18 protein-coding genes are annotated in these 24,180 nt (G+C 62.6%); 5 read left to right on the top strand and 13 right to left on the bottom strand.

Going from position 1 to position 24,180, the window contains the following annotated elements; translation table 11 throughout:
- Window positions 1-3: 3 nt before the first annotated feature.
- Together BLT92_RS16920 and BLT92_RS16915 are read right to left on the bottom strand one after the other, a co-directional pair.
- On the bottom strand, window positions 4-468 hold the full coding sequence (locus BLT92_RS16920; protein WP_257944362.1) for an XRE family transcriptional regulator: 465 nt from the start codon (window positions 466-468) through the stop codon (window positions 4-6).
- Window positions 469-550: 82 nt separating this feature from the next.
- Window positions 551-2,566 (bottom strand): ABC1 kinase family protein, encoded by a 2,016-nt coding sequence (locus BLT92_RS16915; RefSeq protein ID WP_092107471.1) that lies wholly within the window; start codon window positions 2,564-2,566, stop codon window positions 551-553.
- A 441-nt stretch (window positions 2,567-3,007) separates the two neighbouring features.
- On the opposite strand from BLT92_RS16915, the gene BLT92_RS20525 reads away from it, so the two are divergent.
- Window positions 3,008-4,396 carry a hypothetical protein gene (locus BLT92_RS20525; RefSeq protein WP_157691483.1) on the top strand — a complete coding sequence of 463 codons (1,389 nt, stop codon included), beginning with the start codon at window positions 3,008-3,010 and terminating at the stop codon, window positions 4,394-4,396.
- Between the two features lie 57 nt (window positions 4,397-4,453).
- Here BLT92_RS20525 and dctP read toward each other — a convergent pair whose 3' ends face one another.
- From dctP to BLT92_RS16895, 4 genes are all read right to left on the bottom strand, one after another.
- Window positions 4,454-5,734 carry a TRAP transporter substrate-binding protein DctP gene (gene dctP, locus BLT92_RS16910; RefSeq protein WP_092107469.1) on the bottom strand — a complete coding sequence of 427 codons (1,281 nt, stop codon included), beginning with the start codon at window positions 5,732-5,734 and terminating at the stop codon, window positions 4,454-4,456.
- A gap of 139 nt (window positions 5,735-5,873) precedes the next feature.
- A complete protein-coding gene (locus BLT92_RS16905) occupies window positions 5,874-7,448 on the bottom strand; it encodes a TRAP transporter large permease (RefSeq protein WP_231938891.1) in 1,575 nt (524 codons plus the stop codon).
- Window positions 7,445-7,939: a TRAP transporter small permease gene (locus tag BLT92_RS16900; protein ID WP_092107467.1), complete on the bottom strand. Its 495-nt coding sequence runs from the start codon at window positions 7,937-7,939 to the stop codon at window positions 7,445-7,447. The genes BLT92_RS16905 and BLT92_RS16900 overlap by 4 nt, the downstream gene beginning before the upstream one ends.
- Window positions 7,939-8,976: a LysR family transcriptional regulator gene (locus tag BLT92_RS16895; RefSeq protein ID WP_231938890.1), complete on the bottom strand. Its 1,038-nt coding sequence runs from the start codon at window positions 8,974-8,976 to the stop codon at window positions 7,939-7,941. Before BLT92_RS16895 ends, BLT92_RS16900 begins: the two co-directional genes overlap by 1 nt.
- A gap of 110 nt (window positions 8,977-9,086) precedes the next feature.
- Between BLT92_RS16895 and BLT92_RS16890 the strand changes: the two genes are divergently transcribed.
- The gene (locus tag BLT92_RS16890) at window positions 9,087-9,800 is read left to right on the top strand and encodes an aspartate/glutamate racemase family protein (RefSeq protein WP_092107465.1); all 714 of its coding nucleotides are present in this window, start codon (window positions 9,087-9,089) and stop codon (window positions 9,798-9,800) included.
- Between the two features lie 824 nt (window positions 9,801-10,624).
- Here the strand turns inward: BLT92_RS16890 and BLT92_RS16875 are convergent.
- A complete protein-coding gene (locus tag BLT92_RS16875; protein ID WP_062244175.1) occupies window positions 10,625-11,566 on the bottom strand; it encodes a GlxA family transcriptional regulator in 942 nt (313 codons plus the stop codon).
- 107 nt (window positions 11,567-11,673) lie between these two features.
- Here BLT92_RS16875 and BLT92_RS16870 point away from each other — a divergent pair, with 107 nt between their 5' ends.
- Together BLT92_RS16870 and BLT92_RS16865 are read left to right on the top strand one after the other, a co-directional pair.
- Complete coding sequence (locus BLT92_RS16870; protein ID WP_092107459.1) at window positions 11,674-11,985, top strand: putative quinol monooxygenase; 312 nt, start codon at window positions 11,674-11,676, stop codon at window positions 11,983-11,985.
- 629 nt (window positions 11,986-12,614) lie between these two features.
- Window positions 12,615-13,991 (top strand): ISL3 family transposase, encoded by a 1,377-nt coding sequence (locus BLT92_RS16865; protein ID WP_231938889.1) that lies wholly within the window; start codon window positions 12,615-12,617, stop codon window positions 13,989-13,991.
- Here the strand turns inward: BLT92_RS16865 and BLT92_RS16860 are convergent.
- From BLT92_RS16860 to pheS, 5 genes are all read right to left on the bottom strand, one after another.
- On the bottom strand, window positions 13,889-14,743 hold the full coding sequence (locus BLT92_RS16860; RefSeq protein WP_092107457.1) for an aminotransferase class IV: 855 nt from the start codon (window positions 14,741-14,743) through the stop codon (window positions 13,889-13,891). The two genes, BLT92_RS16865 and BLT92_RS16860, sit on opposite strands and share 103 nt — an antisense overlap.
- Window positions 14,740-17,199, bottom strand: coding sequence for an aminodeoxychorismate synthase component I (gene pabB, locus BLT92_RS16855; RefSeq protein ID WP_172802612.1), 2,460 nt, complete (start codon window positions 17,197-17,199; stop codon window positions 14,740-14,742). Before pabB ends, BLT92_RS16860 begins: the two co-directional genes overlap by 4 nt.
- Window position 17,200: 1 nt before the next feature.
- Window positions 17,201-18,082: an SDR family oxidoreductase gene (locus tag BLT92_RS16850; RefSeq protein ID WP_092107455.1), complete on the bottom strand. Its 882-nt coding sequence runs from the start codon at window positions 18,080-18,082 to the stop codon at window positions 17,201-17,203.
- 179 nt (window positions 18,083-18,261) lie between these two features.
- The gene (gene pheT / locus BLT92_RS16845) at window positions 18,262-20,835 is read right to left on the bottom strand and encodes a phenylalanine--tRNA ligase subunit beta (protein ID WP_092107453.1); all 2,574 of its coding nucleotides are present in this window, start codon (window positions 20,833-20,835) and stop codon (window positions 18,262-18,264) included.
- A gap of 1 nt (window position 20,836) precedes the next feature.
- A complete protein-coding gene (pheS, locus tag BLT92_RS16840; protein WP_092107450.1) occupies window positions 20,837-21,880 on the bottom strand; it encodes a phenylalanine--tRNA ligase subunit alpha in 1,044 nt (347 codons plus the stop codon).
- Window positions 21,881-22,100: 220 nt separating this feature from the next.
- Between pheS and BLT92_RS16835 the strand changes: the two genes are divergently transcribed.
- The gene (locus BLT92_RS16835; protein ID WP_092107448.1) at window positions 22,101-23,756 is read left to right on the top strand and encodes an acetolactate synthase large subunit; all 1,656 of its coding nucleotides are present in this window, start codon (window positions 22,101-22,103) and stop codon (window positions 23,754-23,756) included.
- A 237-nt stretch (window positions 23,757-23,993) separates the two neighbouring features.
- On the opposite strand, the gene BLT92_RS20520 is transcribed toward BLT92_RS16835, so the two are convergent.
- The gene (locus tag BLT92_RS20520) at window positions 23,994-24,152 is read right to left on the bottom strand and encodes an SdpI family protein (protein WP_157691482.1); all 159 of its coding nucleotides are present in this window, start codon (window positions 24,150-24,152) and stop codon (window positions 23,994-23,996) included.
- Between the last annotated feature and the right edge of the window lie 28 nt (window positions 24,153-24,180).

Raw genomic sequence — 24,180 nt, 5'->3', positions numbered from 1 at the left:
GGCTCATAATGAGACCTCATCTCGAGACGCAGTCACAGCAGCTTCCTTCTTCAGCCCCTCGCGAGGAATCATGTCGACTGCGCAGCCGAGGATCTCCTCGGCTCGACTCCTCATCCGCATGAGCTTGAAGAGACCGACAGAATCATCCAGATCTACAAGCAGATCGATGTCGCTGTCCGGTCGGTCGTCTCCGCGAGCAACACTGCCGAACACGGACATGTTCGTGGCGCTAAGTCGTGCAAGCGCTTTAATCAGCTCGCGAGAGTGAGAGCGAACAAGGCGAAGTGTCTCCGGTTCCGGTATAGCGGCAAGGCTGTACCCTGCCATATTGAGAAGAAGATTCAGCGCTGCCACCGACGGTTCTCGATTGCCACGCTCGTAAGCACTGATGAAACTTTGAGAGAAACCGGCGCGCCGAGAAAGCACACTTTGAGTCAGCACTGCGTCCTTCCGCGCTTGACGGAGAATGGCGCCTGTAGTGCTTATATGCTCATATTATCGCGCATCCGCTGTATTTGAACGATTTAGGGTGGCCGCGGCATTCGCGCCCTTACCCCAACCTGTCCCAGGCCATCCGTTGCCTCAGCGCCGGTGCCAGCACCAAAGCAGCGATAACACTGCCGACCAGCAGCACCCACGCCCCGAAATACGTGAACAGCTTGAGCTCCGGTGCCAGCTGCGGACCGAAGTTCGCGGCCATGAGGATCACGCCGCCGAGGATGAGTGCCGTGGACACGATCACCTGGATGAACTGTTCGACCGTGGATTTGAGCAGGTTCTTGATCATCGAAATGTTCAAACCACTTGTGCCGACGTCGAGGGTACCGTCCTGCAGATGGCCGGCAATCCGTGAGAGCTGACCAGGCAGCTCCGCGATCTGTGGACCCACTGCGGCCGCGTAGAGGGCTGCCTCGTGCCGGTCGACGCCCAGTCCCCCGACCTCACGCAGCAGGCTGCGCCCATTCTGCGTGACCAGGGCCAGCAGGTTCAATTCGGGATTGAGCCTTGTGATCGACCCTTCCAAAGTGCTGATGGCTCGGAAAGCGGTCGCCACCGACACCGGCATCGGGAACCCGAAGTCCACGACGAAGTCGATGAGCTCCCCGAACAGAGCCGCCGAGGTTGACCCGGGCTGACCGTCACCGTATTTGAGCAGAATCTGTCCGATCTCACGCTGCAGCTCCCGGAGATTGACGTCACTGGGAGTGCCGAGGAGGTCGAGGATTGCGGCAGTCGCGGCCTGGGAGTTCTGGGAGTCGAAGGCCATGAGCAGCAGAGCGATGGCGCGACGGTCTCGTTTGTCGATGCGGCCGACGGCGCCGAAGTCGACGAGGCCTGCTCGGCCTGCTGGTGAGATGACGATGTTGCCCGCGTGCAAATCTGCGTGAAAGATGCCTTTGCCCAGCACCTGCCGAACAACCATGAGGAAGAGGTCCTGGGCGATCTCATTGCGGGCCAGTTCGGAGAGGCTGTCGATGACCTCGGTGGCGTGCGAGAGAGGAACGCCTTCAATGAGATCCATGACGAGGACGTACTCACCGGAGTACTCCTTGTACACCCGCGGGATGCGCACCATGGAGTCTGTCCCTGAGGTGGATCGACCAGTCTCGTCGGCAGTGCGAAGTGCTTCGATGTGCGCCAGCTCCCCGCGGTAGTCGAGTTCTCCCTGCAGGGAATCGACGAAGCTGCGGGCCAGCTTCCCGATGCCGACCCTACTCGCCCAATCGGTGGACCGTTCAAGGCGCTCGGCGAGGGTGAGGACGATATCGCAATCGGCTCGAACCTGTTTGCGGATTTTCGGTCGTTGCACTTTCACGGCAACAACGCGGCCTTCCCAGGTGACGGCACGGTGGACCTGCGCAACCGAAGCTGCGGCGAAGGGGACCTCGTCGAACTCTTCGAACACCTCGGCGACGGGCCTGCCCCACTGGGCTTCGAGCTGGTCCTTGACCTCTCTGAACGGCACCGGCGGCACTCCGGCCTGCAGGGTAGAGAACTCCTCGACGAATTCGTGCGGGATCATGTCACCGCGGGTGGCGATGAACTGTCCGAGCTTGATGAAGGTGACACCGGCCGCGGCCAACGCATCACGGGTCGTCGAGGCGATCTCGCGCAGGGATACCCGCAGGGTCGGAATTCGCGGTTTGAGGTAGCGGGAGAGCCCGAATTGGATGAGGATCTTTTGGATCTGGGCCAAACGATTGAGCCTGCGATACCAGGTGGGGATCTTCGGTGCCGACCGCAGCAGGGAGGTCAGCGATCCTGTCGGGAGGACGAGCTCGATGGCCAGGAGCACGAACATCTGGATGACGATGAACCACGCGAACAACAGGAGGAAGACCATGATGGCTGGGAAGCTCATATCCAAGGTCGGATATTGGCCGCCCTCGGCGATGCCCAGCAGGCGATAGGCCTGGAGGGTGATCGGCCAGATCGAGAGCCCCATGGCGAGGGAAACGATGGTGTTGCGTGCTGCCCCGGTGCCGGTGAACATCATCCGCCGGACGAGGAAGCCGACGATGAGTGCGCTGAGGACGCCCAGCCCGATGGAGTAGAGGATTGTCACCCGTCAAGCCCTTCTGTCGTCCCGCTTGGTCTGCCGAGGTGCCGCTTAGTTCGGCTCAGGTCGCCGATACCCGGCGTGGTACGCCGAAGCCCGACGCCATCACTAGCCTAGTAGATTATGAGGGGCCGAGTTCGAAATTTTCCCGCGCATCGCGGAAGCATTAAAGACGAAGAACCACTGCATAAACTAGGACTCTCACTGACAGTCCTGAACCTTCGCGCGACCTTTGGGCCAGGCGCAATACCGGACCACGATGCCCGACACAGGAGCCAAACTCACCACAGGGCACACCTCATACGACCGTTCGTGCCTGGTACCACAGTCAAGGTCCGCGTTGCGATTTCGAACCCACGGTGTTGCAAGCCATCTTTTTACCTCAGGTCTCAATACAGTACTCACCGCGTAGGAGTAGTCGCTTACACCTCCGTATAGGCTAGCTGGATGACCGAAGCAAAGAGAAGGATCCTAAAGAGCGGATCACAACCTATCAGAATTGAAAACATTGAGTCAGATCCCGATATTCAGCAACATGAAATGGATAGCTATTCTCGATCCATGTTCTCAACGTTTCGATTTACCGGAGTAGCAGCGGGACTACTATACTCAATGCAATGGTTTCTCGCGATGATCTCGAATATATCGACTGCGGAATCAACAACACCAAAGATCCCTTACCCATCGGCAAATATTGAAGCGGCAGGCGTTGCAGTTACCCTCTTGATCACTTCTGCCATTGCCGTTCAGGTCTTCCTCAGGCTCCCTCGCGACCCTGAACGTTTCACCAGGGAAGACGCGGTCGAACACCACCAGTTCTGGGGCCCTATTGCAACACTGATAGCGGTGGGGTCAGCGTTCCTTATCCCTTATGTCATCGTGGACGCATTAATTTCCTCAGTCGAAACGGGCGTGTTGAACTTAGGTCAGGCGCTCGGAATACCACTGGTCGCAGTTATCGCACTCATCTTCGCATCAGACGCCGTGACTATAATCTCGGAAGAGGCTAGACGAGAAGACCTCGTTCAGAAGATTCGGGAAATGAAAATTCGATCCTTGACTCAGGCTAGGGGCAGAATCGCAGGCAATCAACGGAAACATCCAACTGCCGCACTTGTATGGCACAGCCTGCTAGTCGGTTCAGCGTTAGTTGGCGCCGCAACTTGGGCAGCGTGGAGTTTGATGCACCAACCAGTATTGACCTTTACGTTCGCGGTCCTTTCACTTATATCGACTGCTGGCATGGTCCTCGTTTGTACGCAGTCGATACCTACAGTGATTCGAGGCAGAATTCTGGAATCCATTTTCCAATTACTTCTTCCAGCGCTCGCCATCGTAATCGTCTCAATGCAGTCTATAGTTCTGGCATTACCTTATATCACCGATCCGACCAAGCCAGAATCCTATATTCCTGCACTCGCATATGGGTTACTGGTAGCGGTTCCGCCCTTCGTTACGGTGGCAATTCTCGCGGTTCTGAAGTTCCCTCGAAATCACACAGCTCCACTGATGGATTTCGCGCGGAATCAATTAACCATTCTCATCGGACGGTATAAAAAAGACAATGCAGGCACCCCGCCAGAAGGTGCAACTTGGAAACTGCTATCGGGCTCTGCCATTATTCTAAGTCTAGTCCCTTTTGTAGCCCTATTCTTATCGGCGGGCGCAATATGGCATCGTTCCCACTCTTCAAAGGGATCGAAGATCTTATTCGTAGCAGGATGGCTATTTCCAGTCTTGGGCGCGATTGCTGAGACCTTGGCAGTACTATTTATCGCCTACTACGGACCAGAATTCGGATGGTTCAAATTGTGTGCAAGTTCAAGTAATTGCTGATACTTCAGCCCTGGCGGTCGGCACCACCCGCTGCCGCATCTGGAAAGACAATTCCACTCACTCCGGCCGGTGATCGGCCATGGCCTTCTCGAAGAGCTGCGTACCGAGCTCGTCGTAGTTCGCGTCCTTCGGGTACCACTCGTCGAGGTAAGCGAAGTCGCCTTTGTCCTCATAGCCGAGCTTAGTCACGCTCTTCTGCCAGTCGCTTGCCGCGGTATTCAACGTCGACGGCGCGTCGGGAACGCCTGCCTTCTTCGCCGTCTTATCAGAGAGCGTCTTGGCGTACTTCGCCATCTGCTTCTGCACATCATCGTCGAACGGCTCAACCTTGCCGTCGTTGTCCTTGGCCTGTTCAACGGCCATCGCCTTGGCACCGATGACGACCTCCATCATGGTGCTGAATGTCGTGGACATCGAGTCAAAGACAACTTGCTGGTAAGCCACCGGCAGCTCCGAGTACTTCTTGCCTGCAGCGATCGCACCGGCAGAACGTGCGATTCCCGCATCGGAGGCGACTCCGATGTTCGGAGCGACTTCGAACGTGCCGGCCTCGACGTTCGGGGCGAGCTGCCCGAGATCGCAGTCCACGGTGCCGCGCTGCAGCGCCTCATAGGTCTCCGGGAACGACAGCGACACAGGAGTGGCTCCCAGATCGGTCACCTGCTTCCCGGCGGCAGCCGAACCGACACGCAGCTGCTTGCCTTTCCAATCATCGAGAGACGTCATCGGCTTCGAACACATTGTGGAATACCCACCGGCGGCGAGCATCGGGATGAGCGGAACGAGATTCTTGTCCTCGAACTCGGCAAGCACTTCGGGCGTCTCCCACGCCGCCTGGACACCGGCAGCGTTGGCGGCCAGATCACTGGCCACCGGCGAGGACGGCAGAGTCGACATGGCGGTGCCGAGCGCGTCGAAGGCAGGGTATTCGGCCGGAGTGTAGGACGGCAGTGTGAAGGCGAGATCGACTCGCCCGTCAGCCAAAGCGTCATCGACGTCGGCGTAGCTGGCGATCGCCTGACCCCAGACGATGTCGACGGTGATCTTCCCGCCCGAGCGCTCCTCGATCGCCTTCTTCACATCGAGCCCGTTCGGCGCGAGGATCGACTTCTCCGACATCGCCGAAGGCTGGAATTTCAGAGTCACGGGTTCAAGATCGGCCAGAGCATCATCGATCTCGTCCTGCGAAGCGTCGTAGGCGAAGCCCTCCCCCGCGGAAGCATCCGAGTCTGAATCGCTCCCGCCGACAGATCCGGCGCATCCGGCCAAGAGCGCCAGCGACGCGACCGTCGCGATGGCGGTGAGAGGGCGGACTGCCGCCGACCGAATGCGATTCATGAGACCCCTTTGAACAACGACTGAGAGTTTCCTTCGATCATAGATCTGAATGGGTCCGCCCTGTTATGACTCCCCTCACACCGCCCGGAATCCCCGCAACGGCGTGTGCGACGGAACTGCAGGGCCACCTCGGCGAGGGTCAGCTACTGGCCATGCCACCGCTGGTGCGCTCGATGAGATCGGGCAGCCATTCGGTCATGCCTGGTACGGCGACCAGGAGGACGAGGAAGACCACGGCGACGGGGAGGAACCACAGCAGGGAGATGAAGATGTCGCGCAGCGTGATGGTGTGCCCGAGGTTGACGGCCTTGTCCTTGACGATGCTGTGGATGATGTAGGGAATGATGCCGACCGGCGGGGTGATCATGCCGAACTCGCCGAGGAGAACGACGAAGACACCGAACCAGAGCGGGCTGACTCCCATCGTCTCCAGCGTCGGCAGCAGGATCGGGATGGTCAGCAGCATCATCGACATGGTGTCGAAGAACATGCCCATGATGATGTAGAGGACGATGAGCACGAGCAGGAAGCCCAACCGGGACAGCCCCAGGTCGGTGATGAAGCCGGTGAGGATGGGGGCCAGCCCCGTGATCGCGAGCAGGCTGGTGAGCATCGTCGCACCGATCATGATGAAGAAGATCGCCGACGTGGCCGACACCGTGGCCATGGCCGAGTCCGCGATCTTTCGCCAGGGATGGTCGCCCCGCTTTTCCCACAGGCACAGCAGAACGGAGCACAGTGCGGCTGCGGCTCCGGCCTCGGTGGGGGTGAAGATGCCGGAGAACATGCCGCCGAAGAGAACGACGAGAATGACCAGGAAGCCCCAGACTCCGCCGAGTGAGGTCAGCCGTTGGCGCCAGGTAGGTGTCGTACGGTCGGCGGTGTCGACGCCGCGGCCGACGAGCTTCGGAGCGATGACACCGATGGCGAAGATGAAGACGGCGAAGCACAGGGCGAGCAGAATTCCGGGCAGGGCGCCGGCCATGAGTGCCGGGCCCACGGGCACGGAGGCGATGCCGGCGTAGATGACCATGAGGATCGACGGTGGGATGAGATTGCCTGTCATGCCGGAGACCATGATTGTGCCGACGGCCATGCGTCGGTCGTAGCCGGCTTTGAGCATTTCGGGGATGCCGGCTCGGCCCAGGGCGTAGGTCATGCCGATGGTCGATCCGGTGACGGCCGACAGTCCAGCCCCGGCGAAGGTGGTGCCGATGCCGATGCCGCCGGGCAGCCAGCTGAACCAGTGGTCGGCGACGCGGTAGACCTTGCCGGAGAGTCCTGATTGGGTGAGCAGCATGCCCATGAAGATGAACATGGGAAGCACACTCATCGACCAGTCGGAGACGGCGCTGAATGGGGCGGTGGCCAGGATGTTCATCGTCGCTGGGACGCCGGAGACGGCGTAGACGCCGATGATCGAGGGCACGGACAAGGCGATGGCCACGGGCACGGAGAGGAAGAGGAGGACGAGCATCATCCCGATGCACCAGGCTCCCCCAATGGCCGCAGATGGGCTGGTGAAGAGGCCTGCGAGGCAGACGGCGACGAGTCCGAACCCGATAGTCAGCGCGAGTACGCCGGGGCGTTCGCGGCGGGAGCCTGATGGGAAGAGTGCGGTGGCTGGTTTCTGGGTCGTCATGCCGATGACATTCGCGGTGCTCGCGTCCTCTGGCAGCAGGGGTGCACCGGTGAAGTCGGTGTTCGCGTTCACTGCTGCTCCCCTGCTTCGGTGCGGCGACGGAGGATGGCGACGGCATCGAGGATGTAAAGCACAGCGAGGAGGACGAACACGACCGGCACGAGGTAGTACACGGGCCAGGTGATGACGGCGGAGACATCGGCGGTCGATCCGATAGCCGTGTTTTCCAGTGCCTTGCTCAGCCCGAACCAGGCGAAAGCGATCGACACGAGTGCGCCGAGGAGGCATGCGAAGACCGTAAATACCGCAGCGGTGGCGGGTTTTGCCCGCTCGATGGCCATGGTCACGGTGATGTGTTCCTTCTGCAGCTGGGCGGCGGGGATGCCGAGGAGCGCGACGATGGGCAGGTACCAGTATTCGACGATCTCGTTGGTGCCGTAGATCGGGGCATGGAAGATCGACCGCGCCAGGGCGTGGGTGACGATGTGGAGCATCATCACGATGATCGCCGCGGCCGTGGTGACCGTCAGCCACCTATCGAGGACTTTGGTGAACGTACTCATCAGGAGTCACTGTAGCCGTCGGTCGAGGTGCTGGTGGCGCCTGCACCGTTCGCGACTTCCATTGTTTCCACACCGGTTGCGGCGCCTGCCCCACTGCCGGTCACGTCGGCAGCTCGCAATGCATCGATCAGGTCGACAACCTCGGAGGCGTCCGCCAGCCCGTCGGGGATCATCGCGGTGACACGACGGGCGCCCGCCTCTTGAAGGGCGATGGGGTCGATGCCCGGGATTTTGGAGTAGCGGCGAGCGCTGCGAGGGAGCAACGCGACACCGAGTCCATTGGAGACGAGTGATTGGATGGCGCCGGGGTTATCGGTGATGTGCCGGGTACGGGGCTCGAAGCCGGCGGTGCGGCAGAGGCGTTCGGCGGTGGACCGGCAGCGCACGCATCCCATGATCCACGGCAGCTCGGCGACGTCGTTGAGGTGTTGGATCTGGCCGGCACGGTTCCAGCGTTCGGGCACGAGCAGGTCGAGGTGGTCGGCACCGAGGTCGACGGTTATGTGTCCGGGCAGCTCGGGTGGGGCTTCGTCTTCGTGATGGAAGAGGAAGGCGATATCGATGTCGCCGTCATCGAGGAGGCGCAGCGCTTCGGGAGGTTCGACCTCGGAGACTTCGTACGAATGGTGAAGCGGCGAGTCGGTATTTGTGCCCGCGTTTGCCTCGAGCCTGCCGAGTGCTGCAGCCAAGGGGCCGATGACGAAGCTGGGGAATCCAGCGAGCCGGACATTGCGTCCGCCGAGGCCGAAGGCTTTCGCGAGGTCGCTGCGCAGTCCCTTCACCGAAGCGGCCACTTCGTTCGCGCGGATACGAGCGAGTTGGCCGGCGGTGGTCAGTCGGATGCCGCGTGGAGTGCGGTCGAAGAGGGTGACACCGAGGTCCTTTTCCAGGGCGTTCATGTGTTGTGACAGTGCTGGTTGGGACCAGCCGAGTTCACGGGCGGCGGCACCGATGCTGCCGGATTCGGCGATGGCGCCGAAGATGAGGAGACGTTTGGGCTCGCCGAGGTCGAGAGCCTGCTCGAAGACCGTAGCCATAAGTCCAGCTTATGTCAGAGCAGAGCGATCTGGGTCTACCGGAGGCGGATGATGCGCACCACACTGGAAGTAGTCGCGTTGAAGTCATTGCCAAGTTGAGGAGTTGGAGTATGCGCAGGATCGGTCTGCTGGGTGGAATGAGCTGGCATTCGAGCATCGAGTACTACACGAAGATCAATGATGTAGTGGCCAAGCAGCTCGGTGGTCACCATTCCGCGCAGATCCTGCTCGACTCGTGCGACTTCGCCGATATCCGGGAGCTGCAGGAGGCCAACGACTGGGCGGGCAATGATGCGTCGCTCGTCTCGACGGCACAGCGTTTGGTCGATGGCGGTGCCGAGGCTGTCGCGATTGCCACGAACCTCATGCACAAGTGCGCCCCGTCAATCGAGGCGCAGGTCGATGCCCCTCTCATTCACATGGTCGATTCGATTGCGAAGTTGGCGAAGCGCCAGGGGTATTCGACGCTGGCGGTTCTCGGCACCCGATGGACGATGCTCGAAGACTTCTATACCGGCCGGCTCGAAGCACAGGGCATCAAGACTCTGGTACCGGATGAGGCAACGTGCCTCGAGGTCGATCAGATCATCTGGGATGAACTCACCCAAGGGAAGTTCACCGATGCCTCCAGAGCCTGCTACGTCGAAATCATGAACGACCTCAAGGCTCGTGGCGCTGACGCTGTGGCCCTGTCGTGCACGGAGATCGGCCTGCTAGTCCCACCGGAGACCGCTCCCCTACCGGCCCTCGACTCGGTCGATGCTCATGTTGCCGCAATCGTCGAGTGGATAATGGCGGACGAGCCTGTAACCATTCGGCATTGAACATCGGAGACTGCGACGATCGGAACGGTGATCGCCACGAGCCAAAACGCATCCGGTCAAGAACGGTGCGCCTTCAAATGGAGTCGAATCAGGACTGATTCCTATTTATGCCTCAATCTGTGACACATCAGATACAAACTCATAGTCCCATTCATAGCCTTCATCATCACAAATATCCAGAAGTTCGTTTCCAAAATCAGCAACTTCCTGATATCGCCCATCAGTGTCTTGACCTAGAGTGATGTCCAGTTTGAGCCCTGCGACCTCATAATTGAGATTTGCGATCTGCTGATAGCCATCCCACACCGGTAAGGATTCGGGCTATGCCATATCTGCAAATTCGTCGCCCGTCTCCAGCAAATCGTCAACATACCCCTGTTGGTCTACTGCGCCCCGAGCAGCCACGATGGACGTCCAAGCCAAAGAATCGGGCTCTTCCCAGATGAGGGTGTAGGTCGGCCGGGTGCGTCGGTCCGCAGACAGACGTCGAGGTCTCCCGACGACGGAGGTTCCTACGCCATCCATCCGAAAGACCTCGACGTGTCCGACGCTACCCCGCCGGCCGGCTTCGGCCGCCCTGACCTGACCGCCTTCGCGTCTTATCCCAATCGACTCTGATCGGGTCTGCTGATCCTCTCGACGAGAACGCAGCAACATCACAGCCACCCAACCCCGACCGCTCGGGAAGCCGGGACACGTCACATGGCCTGTGCTGCGGGCGTGTCGAGTTGGTCGTCCAGGGGCGACGCAGGAGCGTCGACGCGACGTGCTGAGAGGTGGTTCCAGTCGAGCACTAGCACACCGGCTACAGGCATGGCGATAGGTCAGGAACGGCGTCGCTCCCTACGCAGGAGGGAGCGCAGAGTCTCGGCGTTCGCGTAGCCGACCCGTAGCGCGATCTCGGCGGAGGTGAGGTCCGTGGTTGCTGAGAGGTGCCGAGCTCGTTCGATGCGAAGCCGTTGGACGAAGCCGAGCGGAGTGAGGTTGAGCGCCGCACGGACTCGTCGTTCGAGGGTGCGCCGGCTGGTGCCGAGCGACTGCGCGACGAAGGCGACGTTGAACGGTTCGTCCAGTCGGGCGCGCACGAAGCGTTCGAACTCGACGACGATCGGGTCCTCGTGCCGGAGATGTTCGTAGGCGACGAAGGCCGCCTGCGACGGGCGCTCGTCGATGATGAGGAGCTTGGCGACGTGTTGGGCCAGGTCGGGGCTGATCGATCGCACGAGTGAGAGCGCGAGGTCGATGTGGGCGAACGCGGCGCCGGCGGTGACGAGGTTCCCGTCGACCACGACCATGGTGTCGAGATCGAGGGCGACGGTCGGATAGCGCTTCAGGAACTCCGGCCCCAGGAACCAGCTGGTCGTCGCCCGCCGATGATGCATCCGTCCGGTCTCGGCGACAGCGAACACGCCGGTGCACGCCGCGGCGATCCGGGTGGTCGCCTCGTCGAGGCGCCCGAGCGAGGCGATGACCGAACGAGCATCTCGGCTCTGGAGGGCGTCGTTGGTAGCGGCGGCCGTAAGGGTTCCAAGCGCAGGGACGACGACCACGTCGAACTCTGCGGACTCCGACAGCGGGTGGTCCACCGACAGGGTCATCGATGCCGTCGTGGTCACTCGCCGTTTCGGTCCGAGGATGGCGAGTTCGATCGGGTCGATCCGCGGGTCGACATCGCCGCGGGCTCCGTCGGCTACCCGCACGATGTCGATGATCGACGCGATAGCCGAACCGAAGCAGCCGTCGATCGCGATCAGTCCGATACGCATGACGTAAACAATAGCAATACTGCCGTATACGCCACTACCCACCGGCCCTCGCTCGTCATACGCTGAACTCGTCACACGAAGAATCACGACTTCAAGGAGAGTCCCTCATGTCAACACCCGCATCACTTCCGTATGCCTTCGTCGCCAAGATCGTCGCGGCCGATGGACAGCACGACGCGCTCGCCGATCTGCTCGCCGGCGCTGTCGCACTCGCCAACGAAGAAGTAGGAACGATTGTCTGGTTCGCGGTCAGGACCCACGCCGACACCTTCTGGATCTTCGATGCATTCCACGACGAGGCCGCTCGCGACGCCCACGCCAACGGCGCCATCGTCGCAGCCCTGACGGCCAACCAGCACCTCCTCAGCGCAGCACCCGAGATCCTGGCGGCCGACGTCCTCGCGTCCAAGCTCCCGTAGTCCGCCAACGCACGAGACGATCGCGCCCCGCCGAGCCGTCGCCAGGTCGCGACGCAACGCCATGCTGCGTTGCCGAGCGGTGCGAGGCCTATCGGCACACGGACAGGATGCCGGCCGCGAGCGCTCAGCCGGCGAGGGGTCCGTCGCAGAGGAGAGCGACGTCGGTGTCGGGCAGAGCCGTGAGGCCAGCGCATCGCGCGACCACCAGAACCGAACAGCCCCTGCCCTGCGTTTCCGCAGGGCAGGGGCTGTTCGCCGGAGCCGCCTGTCGGAATCGAACCGACGACCTAATCACGTCGGCTTTGCGTCTATCGCTTGATGCGCCCACTGGGCGAACGAGCCGCTGACCTGAGCAAACGCCGAGCGTGGGGGACGCCGCCATCCGGTGGTGACCGACGACGACCGACCAGTACCGACCGTTTCACCGGAGCTTGCGGCGGCGTCGAAGCCGAGCAAGCTCCATTCCTTTAGCTCACCGCGCCCTCCTCCTCGCCGGTCCCGTCGTCGAAGACGTTTCAGGGGTCTTCTCAGATGACGGTGTAGGTCGGCCGGGCGCGTCGGTCCGCAGATAGGCGTCGAGGTCTCCCGACGACGGAGGTTCCTACGCCATCCATCCGAAAGACCTCGACGTGTCCGACGCTACCCCGCCGGCCGGCTTCGGCCGCCTTGACCTGACCGCCTTCGCTCGACTCGACGGCCTCGGTCTGAGCGTGACCGGACAACGACTTGAACCGGATCGTGCGGTCCTCGCGTGCCGCGTGGTGGAACCAGATCAGTGGTGCCGACGGTGCGGCAGCGAAGGCGCTGCTCGTGACACCGTGATCCGGCGGTTGGCCCACGAGCCGCTGGGCTGGCGACCGGCCGTGCTGGAAGTTGTAGTGCGCCGCTACCGCTGTGCAGACTGCGGACACGTGTGGCGCCAAGACACCAGCGCCGCGGCGGAGCCACGCGCGAAGCTCTCGCGCACCGGGCTGCGGTGGGCGCTGGAAGGGAGCGTGGTCGCACACCTCACCGTCGCCCGTGTCGCCGAGGGGCTCGGGGTCGCGTGGGACACCGCCACCAACGCGGTCCTGGCTGAAGGCAAGCGGCTGCTGATCAACGACCCCACGCGGTTTGAGGGCGTGAAGGTCATTGGCGTCGATGAGCACGTCTGGCGCCACACCAGGCGTGGCGACAAGTACGTCACCGTGATCATCGACCTCACCCCGGTCCGCGATGGCGCCGGCCCAGCAAGGCTGCTGGACATGGTCGAGGGCCGGTCGAAGGCGGCGTTCAAGACCTGGCTCGCCGACCGCGAGGACGCCTTCCGTGACGCGGTCGAGGTGGTCGCGATGGACGGCTTCACCGGGTTCAAGACCGCCGCTGCAGAGGAGATCCCGGTCGCGGTCACGGTGATGGATCCCTTCCACGTCGTGCGCCTGGCCGGTGACGCCCTCGACAGGTGCCGGCGCCGGGTCCAACTCGCGATCCACGGGCACCGTGGGTTCAGGGAGGACACGCTCTACAAGTCGCGGCGCACGCTGCACACCGGCGCGGACCTGCTCACCGACAAGCAGAGAGACAGGCTACGCGCGCTGTTCGTTGATGACGCTCACGTCGAGGTCGAGGCGGCCTGGGGTGTCTACCAGCGCATGATCGCCGCCTATCGCCACGAGGACCGGCAACGTGGCCGCGAGCTCATGGAGAAGCTGATCACCGACCTCAGCGCCGGCGTCCCCAAGGTGCTCACCGAGCTCACCACCCTGGACCGGACCCTGAAGAAGCGAGCCGCTGACGTGCTCGCCTACTTCGAACGACCCGGCACCAGCAACGGGCCGACCGAGGCGCTCAACGGACGGCTCGAACACCTGCGCGGCTCCGCACTCGGGTTCCGAAACCTGACCAACTACATCGCCCGGAGCCTTCACATGCCCGGAGCGACCCTATTCGTTTCCAACCATTCACGCCAACGGCCGAGCCGGACCGCATCCGCATGGGGCCCGCTTCTTCGCTTAGTCCAAGCTTGATTCGGCTCATCGCCGCGCTGCACGCTGTCGTGAAAGTCACGCCCGTCAACGAGTTCGCTCACTCGCCGAATCCCGTGGAGCGCGTTGACGAGCCATGCTTCGTGCTCGATAAGCTCCTCGAGCCGCACTCGCCGCAACTCGATCGGAACCGATCGAGCGCGAGCCTCCTCGAGGATCACCGCCGAGGTGACTCCCGGCAGTGCGCCCAACTCCGGATCCTGTGCACAGAGCGTCTCTTCATCCCACCACAGCAGGCTCGTCGTCGCTCCCTCGATGACGTACCCGTCCCCATTGATGAGCAATACCTCGTCACAGCTGTACTGCTCACCGGCGTCCTCCCGCACACGCTCAAGCAATGCGATGTCCGGGCCTTTCCGATTCGGAGTGATTCGCGGGTCGGAATATGGCGGGATGAGAACCTTCAACTCCTGCTTCCGAGTCGGTGCTGGTCGCAACCGGAATGCCAACTCACGTTCGGCGTCAGGAGAAACATCGAGGACATCTACGCGCGGGAACCACTCCCCCTTCGCCGGGATCTTCTCGACCACTGCCGCCCAAAAATCGTCGGTGATCACATCACCCATCCCGACCTGCGCAGCAGCATCACCGAACCGTGTCCGATGGAGGTCGAACGCTCGTACCCGCCCGTCTTCAACAAGCCACGAATCGGCGGCCATCAGCTTCGATGAGCTGATGTCCGTCGTAGGCTCCTCGAAACGGTGATCCTGTTGATTCCACAGCCACACGTTCATCGCTCAACTCCACCCGAGTATTCGGCCACAGCGGTATCGGTCGGTCCGGCCTCCTCGGCGGGGATCATGGTGTGGACGTCAACATCGCCTATCTGCTCAGTCAAATGGATATGTGTCCTCAGTTCGGACGGGTCGTTCGCATGAACGACAACCTCGCCGGGGAACTCCACTCCACCGAGCAACCTCAGCACCGGAGCCGCCTTCACCACTGTCTCCTCGTACTCCTCCTCGGAATCCGAGAGCGCAACGATCGCTCCGCCGACCCCGTAACTCAGAGTCTCACCCTGAACGACGAGCGTGCGGATGACGACGCTGAGATCGACGGCACCGCCAAGCGAGAAATACCCGACTGCTCCGCTGTACACCCCACGCGGGCCGGCCTCGAGCTCTTCGATGGTCGTCATCGTCCGCAGCTTCGGCGCCCCGGTCATCGACCCTGGTGGGAACGCCGCCCGCACACACGCCACCGGACTGGCGTCCTCAGCCAAGCGTGAACTCACCGTCGAGACCATCTGATGCACCGTCGCATACGACTCGATCCCGAACAGCGTGTCCACCTGCACCGACCCCAAACTGGCCGTACGCCCGAGGTCGTGCCGAACGAGATCGACGATCATGAGATTTTCCGACCGATCCTTCACCGAGGCGGCCAGCTCAGCCTTGATCGCCTCGTCCTCCTCGAGAGTGTCCCCGCGGGGACGCGTGCCCTTGATTGGCTTCGACTCCACTCGACCATCGGCATCAATGCGCAGGAATCGTTCCGGGGACGTGCTGAGAATCGTTGCATCCCGGGTCCGGATGAACGCTCCAAACGGCGTCGGATTGTCCTGACGTAGGCGTAGGTACATCGCCAGTGCGTCCTCGTGTGAATCGACCGTAGCCTCAAGCACGTTCGTCAGGCACACCTCGTACGTTTCACCGTCGGTGATCTCTCGCTGTATTCGATCAATGAGGTTGAGGTATTCATGTCGGCTATGCCGTGCCGACAAGTGTGAGCGTGAGGGGCCGGAGGAAGATGTGTCCTCAAACCGCGCCGAGGCAGCGCCCGGCTGAACGAGTTCACCGACGTCGTCAGCCGGGATTGCTTCGATCTGTGCACGGATGTCATCGAACCATTCTTGAGACACGGCAGTGCCCGAAGGATCTTCAGGTTCGCGCAGTGCGAGCAGGTGGATGCGGTCGGCGTCGTGATCGATGACGAGAGCACGATCGAGGAACATCATCACGGCGTCGGGCAGGTCCGACTGATGCTGGTTCGGCGAGCCCACCTCGGCTTTGAGCTCATAGCCGAGGTACCCGACCCACCCGAGTCGAAACTCGAACGGAAGGCCTTGGATGCCCGCGCGCATGCCGGGGATTTCGGATCCGGCCCTGGGCGGTTCAACCCCTGTACCTGACACTGAGACAGTCGTGCCAGCGAGCTCGGCATCGAGCCAGTCGAAGAATCCGGACGACTGAATGAAGTTCTCTGATTCGCCACCGGTTGAGCGAACTTCGACAGTCCCTTCCGGCACCGAGGCGGTCGCTATTTTGCTAAGCGGACCGGACGGCGCACCCATGATTGAGAACCGGGACAAGTAGTTTCCAGGTAGGTTTCCGTCGAGCCAGACGGCTTCGGGCTCATCACCGAAGAGATCTGCAAAGAGACGTTCGTCGGAGATCGTCTGCGGGAGTACATCAGTGTCAAGAGTGTAGTGGCGCCGAGCGTCGAGAGGGCCGGTACTCGCTTGGGTGGAAACAAGAGATGCGCACGTCCCCGCGGGGACGTCGTCATCGGAGTCGACGTCCTTCTCAACCCAACCTTCGCTGGCCGGTAGGTCATTCTTGTACTGTTCCTGCCGGTTGCACGCCTCAGTCAGCTCGGCGAAGTTCTGCAGCAGCGTCCGTGCTTCCTCGGAGGCAATCGATTCTGGGTGGAATTGGACTCCCCACTGAGGCCTCGTCCGATGTTGCAAGGCCATGATGACGCCGTCTTCGGACCACGCCGTCGCATAGAGAGACTCGGACAGTTCCGTGACCGCGAGCGAGTGATACCGCACCGCCGAGAACGGCGACGGCAGACCCGCAAAGAGCCCGGTACCGGAATGCCTGATCGGAGACACCCGACCGTGCCGAGGTTCTGGCGCATGCGCCACAACACCCCCGTGCACATGCGCGATGCCTTGATGGCCGAGGCACACGCCGAGCACCGGAATCGGGGAATGCTCGATCACCTCGGCGCAGATGCCGAAGTCGGCCGGCCGCTCCGGAGTGCCCGGTCCTGGTGGGATGACGACATTGTCGAACTCGTCCAGCACGCTCAGCTCGAACTCGGCCCAATCGTTGGGCACAAGAGTCGGCGCGCACCCATTCACCTCGGCGAGGAGGTGGAAGAGGTTGAGCGTGAACGAATCGGCGTTGTCGATGAGCAGAGTTCGAAGCGGCTTCGTTGTCGCCGACGCTCCGTCTGGAACCATCTCAGCCGAGCACGATCCGGCGGGTCGAATCCGACAACCCGCTGGCCGCCTCGGCGAGCAGTGACTCTTCGGAGTCCGCACCCGCACGGACGTACCGTCCAGTGAACGCGTCCAAAGTCCCCGACGCCAACGCCAACGCGAGGTCCGTGACCTGCGCGGGCGAGGTCCAATCATCGCCCTGTCGGAAATCATGCACGGGCATCGACTTCGTCATCTCGGTCTCGACGACACCGGGTGCCATCTCGAAGATGCGCAGTCCCTTATCGTGCCCGAAGTGGACAACGGAATCGGCCAGACGGAACAGTGACGCCTTCGACGCCGAATACACGGCATACGCCGGTGTTCCCTTCGCTCCCGACCCCGAGTTGAGGTCGATAATGCGGCTCGGTCGACCGGTCGCCTCGGCGCCGGCCATGAGCACCGGTGCGAAGACGTTGATCATCAGCGCAACCCCGGTGACGTTCGCGTCGACAACGGCTTTGAGGCTCTCCGGGTCGGCGTCCCACAGCGGACCCTCGGACGACTCGATGCGCCCCGCATTGTTGATGAGCACCTGCAGGCGCTTGCCCGTCTCGGCCTCGAGCGCGACCACCGACTCACGCAGCGCCTTCACCGCAGCAATGTCATCGGTGCGCAGCCCAACACCGGTCACCCCTCCCCCGGTCGCTTCAGCGATCTCGTCGGCCGCAGCCTCCGCATTGCTCGCCGAGGCAGCCGTCACGATCACGTGATATCCGGCACCAGCGAATGCCTCCGACAGATGGCGTCCGATTCCGCGCGCACCGCCGGTTATGAGCGCAATCGTCTCGGACGGGACCGCAGTCGCCTCAGGGGTTCCGTCGGTGGTCGGCATGTTTGTTCCGTAGGGCAGTTTCTCGGACATGGTTGGGACTCCTCAGCGGTGATCGGGTACGAGTGGTCAGGTGTCGTGGTGCGCAGCACAGATCCTCACACCAACGTGTTCGGATGTTCTTGTGCGCTCTGCCGTGATGCTTCGAGCGGACACGGCAAAGCCCGGTCGAACCACTGTATCGGTCGACCGGGCTCTGTGACGCACTGTTCTCAGCTGCGGACTTCGGCGCCGTGACGCTCGGCAGCCAACTTCGTCGCCGCCTCGCGCATCGCCGAGGCCTCATCGGCCTTGAGCGTACGATCCGGGGCCCGGAAGGTCAGGCGGAACGCCAGCGACTTCTTGCCCTCGGGCAGCTGGTCACCGGTGTAGAGGTCGAAGGTCTCTAGCAGTTCGAGCTCCTCCCCTGCACCTTCGCGCAGCGTCGCGGCCAGAGTCTGCGTCGGCAGCTCGGCATCGACGATGAGCGCAACGTCCTGACGCGACACCGGATATGTCGACAGCGCACCGTCCCAGGCACGCAGATCCTCCTGAGCCAGCAATGCGTCAAGATCGATCTCGAATCCGACCGTCCGTGCCGGCAGGCCGAGGTTCTCGCACACCTTCGGGTGCAGCTCACCGGCATGGCCAAGAGTCTGCCCATCGGCGAGGACGAACTTCGCCGCCCGTCCTGGATGCCACGGAGCGATCTGATCGGCCTCGACGGTGACCTCGAGGCCATTGAGCGCAGCGATCCGGCGGACGGTGTCGATGACATCCGTCGCCTCGGCCTTACGGCCCTTGCCCCAGACGCCGGGCATCTCCGCATTGCCGGAGATGATGCCGGCATAATGATAAGGCTGATGCGGCACCGAGGCGTAGATCGCCTCGAGCTCGTCATCGCTCGGGTGGTATCCGGGCAGGTGACGCGGCCCGGGACCCTCAGGCAGACCCGCTGAGGTGGACACCAGTCCCGCCTCGAAGAGTGCGACGTCCTTCGCCCCGCGGCCCTGGTTGCGAACCACGAGGTCGACGAGAGTCGAGAGCAGGGTGGTGCGCATGAGCGGCAGGTCTTCGGACATCGGGTTGGCCAGGCGCACGTGCTTGCGGCGCACATCATCAGCCTCGAGCCGCAGCTGATCGTCCCGCTTGTCGTTCGTGAACGGGTACGACAGCACCTCGGTGAACCCGTCGGCAGCCAGCAGATTCGAGATCCGGCGCCGCGTGCGCTGTGCTTCGGTCATGCCCTGTCCGGCGCGAGCGGCCGGCTGGATCGATGGGATCCGGTCGTAGCCGCCGGTGCGGGCGACTTCCTCGATGAGGTCGACGTCTGCGGTGATGTCCGTGCGCCAGGAGGGCACGGTCACGGCCAGACGGTCCTTGCCGATGACCTCGATGCCTGCACCGATGCCTTCGAGCAGACCAGTCACCTCGGCGGTCGTGTAGTCGACGCCGACGAGGGAGTCGACTCGCTTGACCGGAAGCTCGATGACGGTGGGTTCGGGAGCCTGCCCGACCTGTGTTGTCGCCGGGCTGAGTGTGCCGCCGGCGAGTTCGACGAGCAGGTCAGCGCAGCGGCGTGCGGCCACGGGGCCGAGCAACGGGTCGACTCCACGTTCGAAGCGACGCGAGGCCTCGGACGACAGCTTGTGCCGCCGGGCGGTCCTGGCGATCGAGATCGGGTCGAAATGTGCGGCCTCGATGACCACGTCGGTGGTCGTCTCTCCCACCTCAACATCGGCTCCGCCCATGACACCAGCGAGGCCGATGATCTTGCCGCCCTTGCCGCCACGATCGGTGATGAGGAGGTCCTCGGGATCGAGTGTGCGTTCGACACCGTCGAGTGTGGTCAGCTTCTCCCCCGCCTGGGCACGGCGCACGACGATCTCCTCGCCCAGCAGCGCCGTGTCGTAGGCGTGCAGCGGCTGGCCGAGTTCGAGCATGACGTAGTTCGTGACATCAACGGTGAGGCTGATGGGACGCATGCCTGCGGCGATGAGTCGGCGCTGCATCCAGAACGGGGTTGTCGCTGCGGGGTCGAGCCCGGTGACCTGCAAGGCGGTGAACTGGTCGCAGCCGACGACCCCGTTGATGGGGTTGGAATCCTCGATGACGACAGGGAACCCGTCATCGGTGGCGGCGTTGACCTCGGCGACGGTGGGGCTTCCGATGTCGGTGAAGGACTGCCCCTTCATCTGCGCGTACTCGCGGGCGATGCCGCGCATCGACAACTGGTAGCCGCGGTCAGGGGTGACGTTGACGTCGAGGGTGACCTGGTCGAGTCCGAGGAGGGCGATCGCATCGTCACCGGGTTCGCCACTGAGGCCGAGGTTCTTCAGCACGATGATGCCGTCGTGGTCCTCGCCCAGGCCGAGTTCCTTGGCCGAGCAGATCATGCCATCGGACTTGTGACCGTAGGTCTTGCGAGCAGCGATCTTGAAGTCACCGGGCAGGACGGCTCCGGGCAGGCAGGCGACGATGAGGTCGCCGGGCACGAAGTTGTGCGCACCGCAGATGATGCCGCGGCTGGGCACCTCGGGACCGGGCTGCGGGTCCTTCGGATCATCCTGGGCTTCGTTGTGTTCGGGGCCGACGTCGACGCGGCACCAGTTGACGGTCTTGCCGTTCGAGTGCTCTTCCTTGACGAGTTCGAGCACCCGTCCGACAACGAGTGGGCCAGTGATCTCGGGTCCGAAGAAGTCCTCTTCCTCGAGACCGACGGCTGCGAACTCGGCAGCGAGGGCATGGGGATCGGTCTCGGCTGGGAGATCGACATAGTCGGCCAGCCAGTTCAGTGGGACGCGCATATCAAGCCTTCATTCCGAAACGGGCCGAGAAGCGCACATCGCCTTCGACCATGTCATGCATATCGTTGATTCCTTCGCGCAGCATCAGGGTGCGCTCGATGCCCATACCGAAGGCGAAGCCCTGGTAGACATCGGGGTCGATGCCCGCGGCCTTGAGCACATTGGGGTGGACCATGCCGCAGCCGCCCCATTCGATCCAGCCGGGCCCGCCGACCTTGTTGGGGAACCAGAAGTCCATTTCCGCGCTCGGTTCGGTGAACGGGAAGAAGCTGGGGCGCAGGCGGGTCTTCGACTCCGGGCCGAACATCTCGCGGGCGAAGCCGTCAAGGGTGCCCTGCAGGTTGGCCATGGTCAGGCCCTTGTCGATGGCGATGCCCTCGATCTGGTGGAAGACCGGCGTGTGAGTGGCATCGAGTTCATCGGTGCGGAAGGTCTTGCCCGGGCACACGATGTAGAGCGGGACACCGCGCTGCAGCAGCGAACGCGACTGCACCGGTGAGGTGTGGGTGCGCAGGACGAGGCCGGCCTCAGGAGGGTCGACGAAGAAGGTGTCCTGCATCTGGCGAGCAGGATGGTCGGGTCCGAAGTTGAGGGAATCGAAGTTCAGCCACTCGGATTCGATCTCGGGGCCTTCGGCAACTTCCCAGCCGAGGCCGATGAAGTAGTCGGCGGCCTGTTCCTGGATGAGGGAGAGCGGATGGCGAGCGCCGAGGCGGTTGCGGTCAGTGGGCAGCGTGACGTCGATGGACTCTTCGATGAGAACGGCTGCGTCGCGCTCGGCTTCCAGCTCGGCCTGACGGGCGTCGAGTGCCTTCTTGACCTGACCTCTGGACTTGCCGACGATCTTTCCGGCCGCGGCTTTCTCGGCCTTGTCGAGTCCGCCGATGGCTCGGTTGGCCAGCGCCAGCGGGGCCTTGTCGCCCGTGAACTCGATCTTCGCGGCCTTGAGATCGTCGAGGGTGCGTGCGTCCGCGAATGCGCTCAGAGCCGCGTCAACGGCCGCATTCACGGCCGACTCGTCCAATGGGTCGAGCTGGTCAGTCATCAATGTCCTTTATGTGCCTGCGTTGGTGCCGTACTTCTACGCCACTTCTACCGCGCATCAGTCTATCGCCTGTGAAACCACGCCCGACCATGCGTCGCGGAAAATGCATCGACAGCCCTCAATCATGTCCCGACGGCAGTCAATGAGACCCTGTCGATCGTCGGGGAAATCTGTGATCTGTGCCATCGAGGCGCGACGGCAAAGGATGTAGTGTCGAAGCATGACGACTCAGCGAGCTTCCGATGTCATGGTGAAGGCCCTGGAGAACGAGGGAGTCGAGCGCATCTTCGGCATCCCCGGCGAGGAGAATGTCGACTTCGTCGATTCTCTGCGCCGATCGTCCATCGACCTGATCCTCACCCGCCATGAACAGGCAGCCGCCTTCATGGCCGCGACCTACGGGCGACTGACGGGAAAGCCGGGAGTCTGCCTGACCACCCTCGGTCCCGGCGCCCTCAATCTCGCGACGGGGGCCGCCTACGCCCACCTCGGCGGAATGCCGGTGCTGATGATCACCGGGCAGAAGGGGATCCGCACGGCAGAGCAGGCACGGTTCCAGATCGTCAATACGGTCGCGACGATGAGGCCGCTGACGAAGGCCAGCCAGCAGATCACCTCGGCGAGGATGATTCCCACAATGATCCGGGAGGCATTCCGCGTCGCCCAGGCCGAACGGCCGGGGCCCGTCCACCTCGAGCTGCCCGAAGACATCGCTGCCATGCCACTCGACCAGTACCAACTCGTGCGGCCCCACGACAGGGGACGGGCGATTGCCAGCGAGGATGCCGTCGAAGCCGCTGCGGGGGCAATTCGAGGTGCGAAACGACCATTGCTCATGCTCGGCGCAGATGCCTCTCGTTCGGACTGCACCGCCTCACTGTCGAAGTTCGTCTCCCGGGTGCGCATCCCCTACTTCACCACGCAGATGGGCAAAGGATCCGTCTCCGGATCCTCCGATCTCTACCTGGGCACCGCAGCCCTGACCAACCGTGATTACATTCACGATGCGATCGATGAGGCCGACGTCATCGTCACCATCGGTCACGATTCGACCGAGAAGCCACCGTTCACCATGGATGAGACCGGGCCGACAGTCGTCCATGTCGGCTATCGTGCGGCCGTCGTCGAACAGGTCTACTTCCCGCAGGTCGAAACCATCGGCGATCTGGGTCCGAGCCTCGACCGCCTCGCCGTAGAGCTGGTGGGTCGTGTGCCCAACGCCGGAGCACTTCTGCCCATGCGGGCAAGAATTCTGGAGAAGATCGAAGAGAACTCCGACGACGAACGGTTCATCCCGCAGCGCATCGTCGCCGAGGTCCGCAATGTCATGCCCGTGGACGGCATCGTTGCGCTCGACAATGGGATGTACAAGATCTGGTTCGCCCGCAATTACCGCACCACTCGAGCCAATACGCTGCTGCTCGACAATGCGCTGGCCACCATGGGAGCCGGGCTCCCCTCTGCCATCGGCGCCAAGCTGACCCATCCAGAACGCCGCGTGATGGCGGTCGTGGGCGACGGCGGGTTCATGATGAACAGCCAGGAGATGGAGACGGCGGTGCGTCTGGGCCTCGACCTCGTCGTCCTCATCCTCGAAGACCGCGCCTACGGCATGATCCGGTGGAAGCAGGCAGTCGACGGCATGCCTGACTACGGGCTGACCTTCGGCAACCCTGAGTTCGTCGCCTACGCCGAATCCTATGGTGCTACCGGGCACAGACTTGAGGACCCCGACGATATGCACGAGACGCTCGAGTCGGCGTTTGCCGCCGGCGGAGTGCATGTCGTCGTGGTGCCCGTCGACTATTCGGAGAACGAACGAGTGCTCATCGACGAGTTGAGCCAGCGGAAGGACGCCGAGCTCGACGAACGGTAGGGCTGGGCGTTCGCTGATTCGACACGGCGGGCGGGAGAGCTGATTTCAGGAACCAGCTGACCTCGCCGCAGCATTTGCCGCTCTCCCGGCAAATACAGCGCAGACAAGTATGAGCACCCATCCGAGTACCGACAATACGTGGCCGGCTGTCCTGGCATCCGACAATTCGACGCCGAACAGTGCCGCGGCGTGGCCGATGCTGATGCCGGCCATGGCGCCAAGGTAGGGCACGCCTGCTCATTGACCTGCGTCCCATGCGGCATCGGATGCGAGCGTGTGCCGCGTCCGGATACCGATTGCAGAGTTTCTGCCGATCGCGTGTTTGCGCTGGGCAATGATGAGAAAGACGCTGACTGCTGCCACGATCAGGTAGCCCGCCATCGGCGCGTAGAACATCAGTGCTGCTTCCTTCCTCGAGCGGCAG

The sequence above is a fragment of the Brevibacterium picturae genome (genome assembly GCF_900105045.1).
Taxonomy (GTDB): Bacteria; Actinomycetota; Actinomycetes; order Actinomycetales; family Brevibacteriaceae; genus Brevibacterium; species Brevibacterium picturae.
Note: the sequence above shows the minus strand (reverse complement) of the source record. Positions and strands in the feature narration are given on the sequence as shown.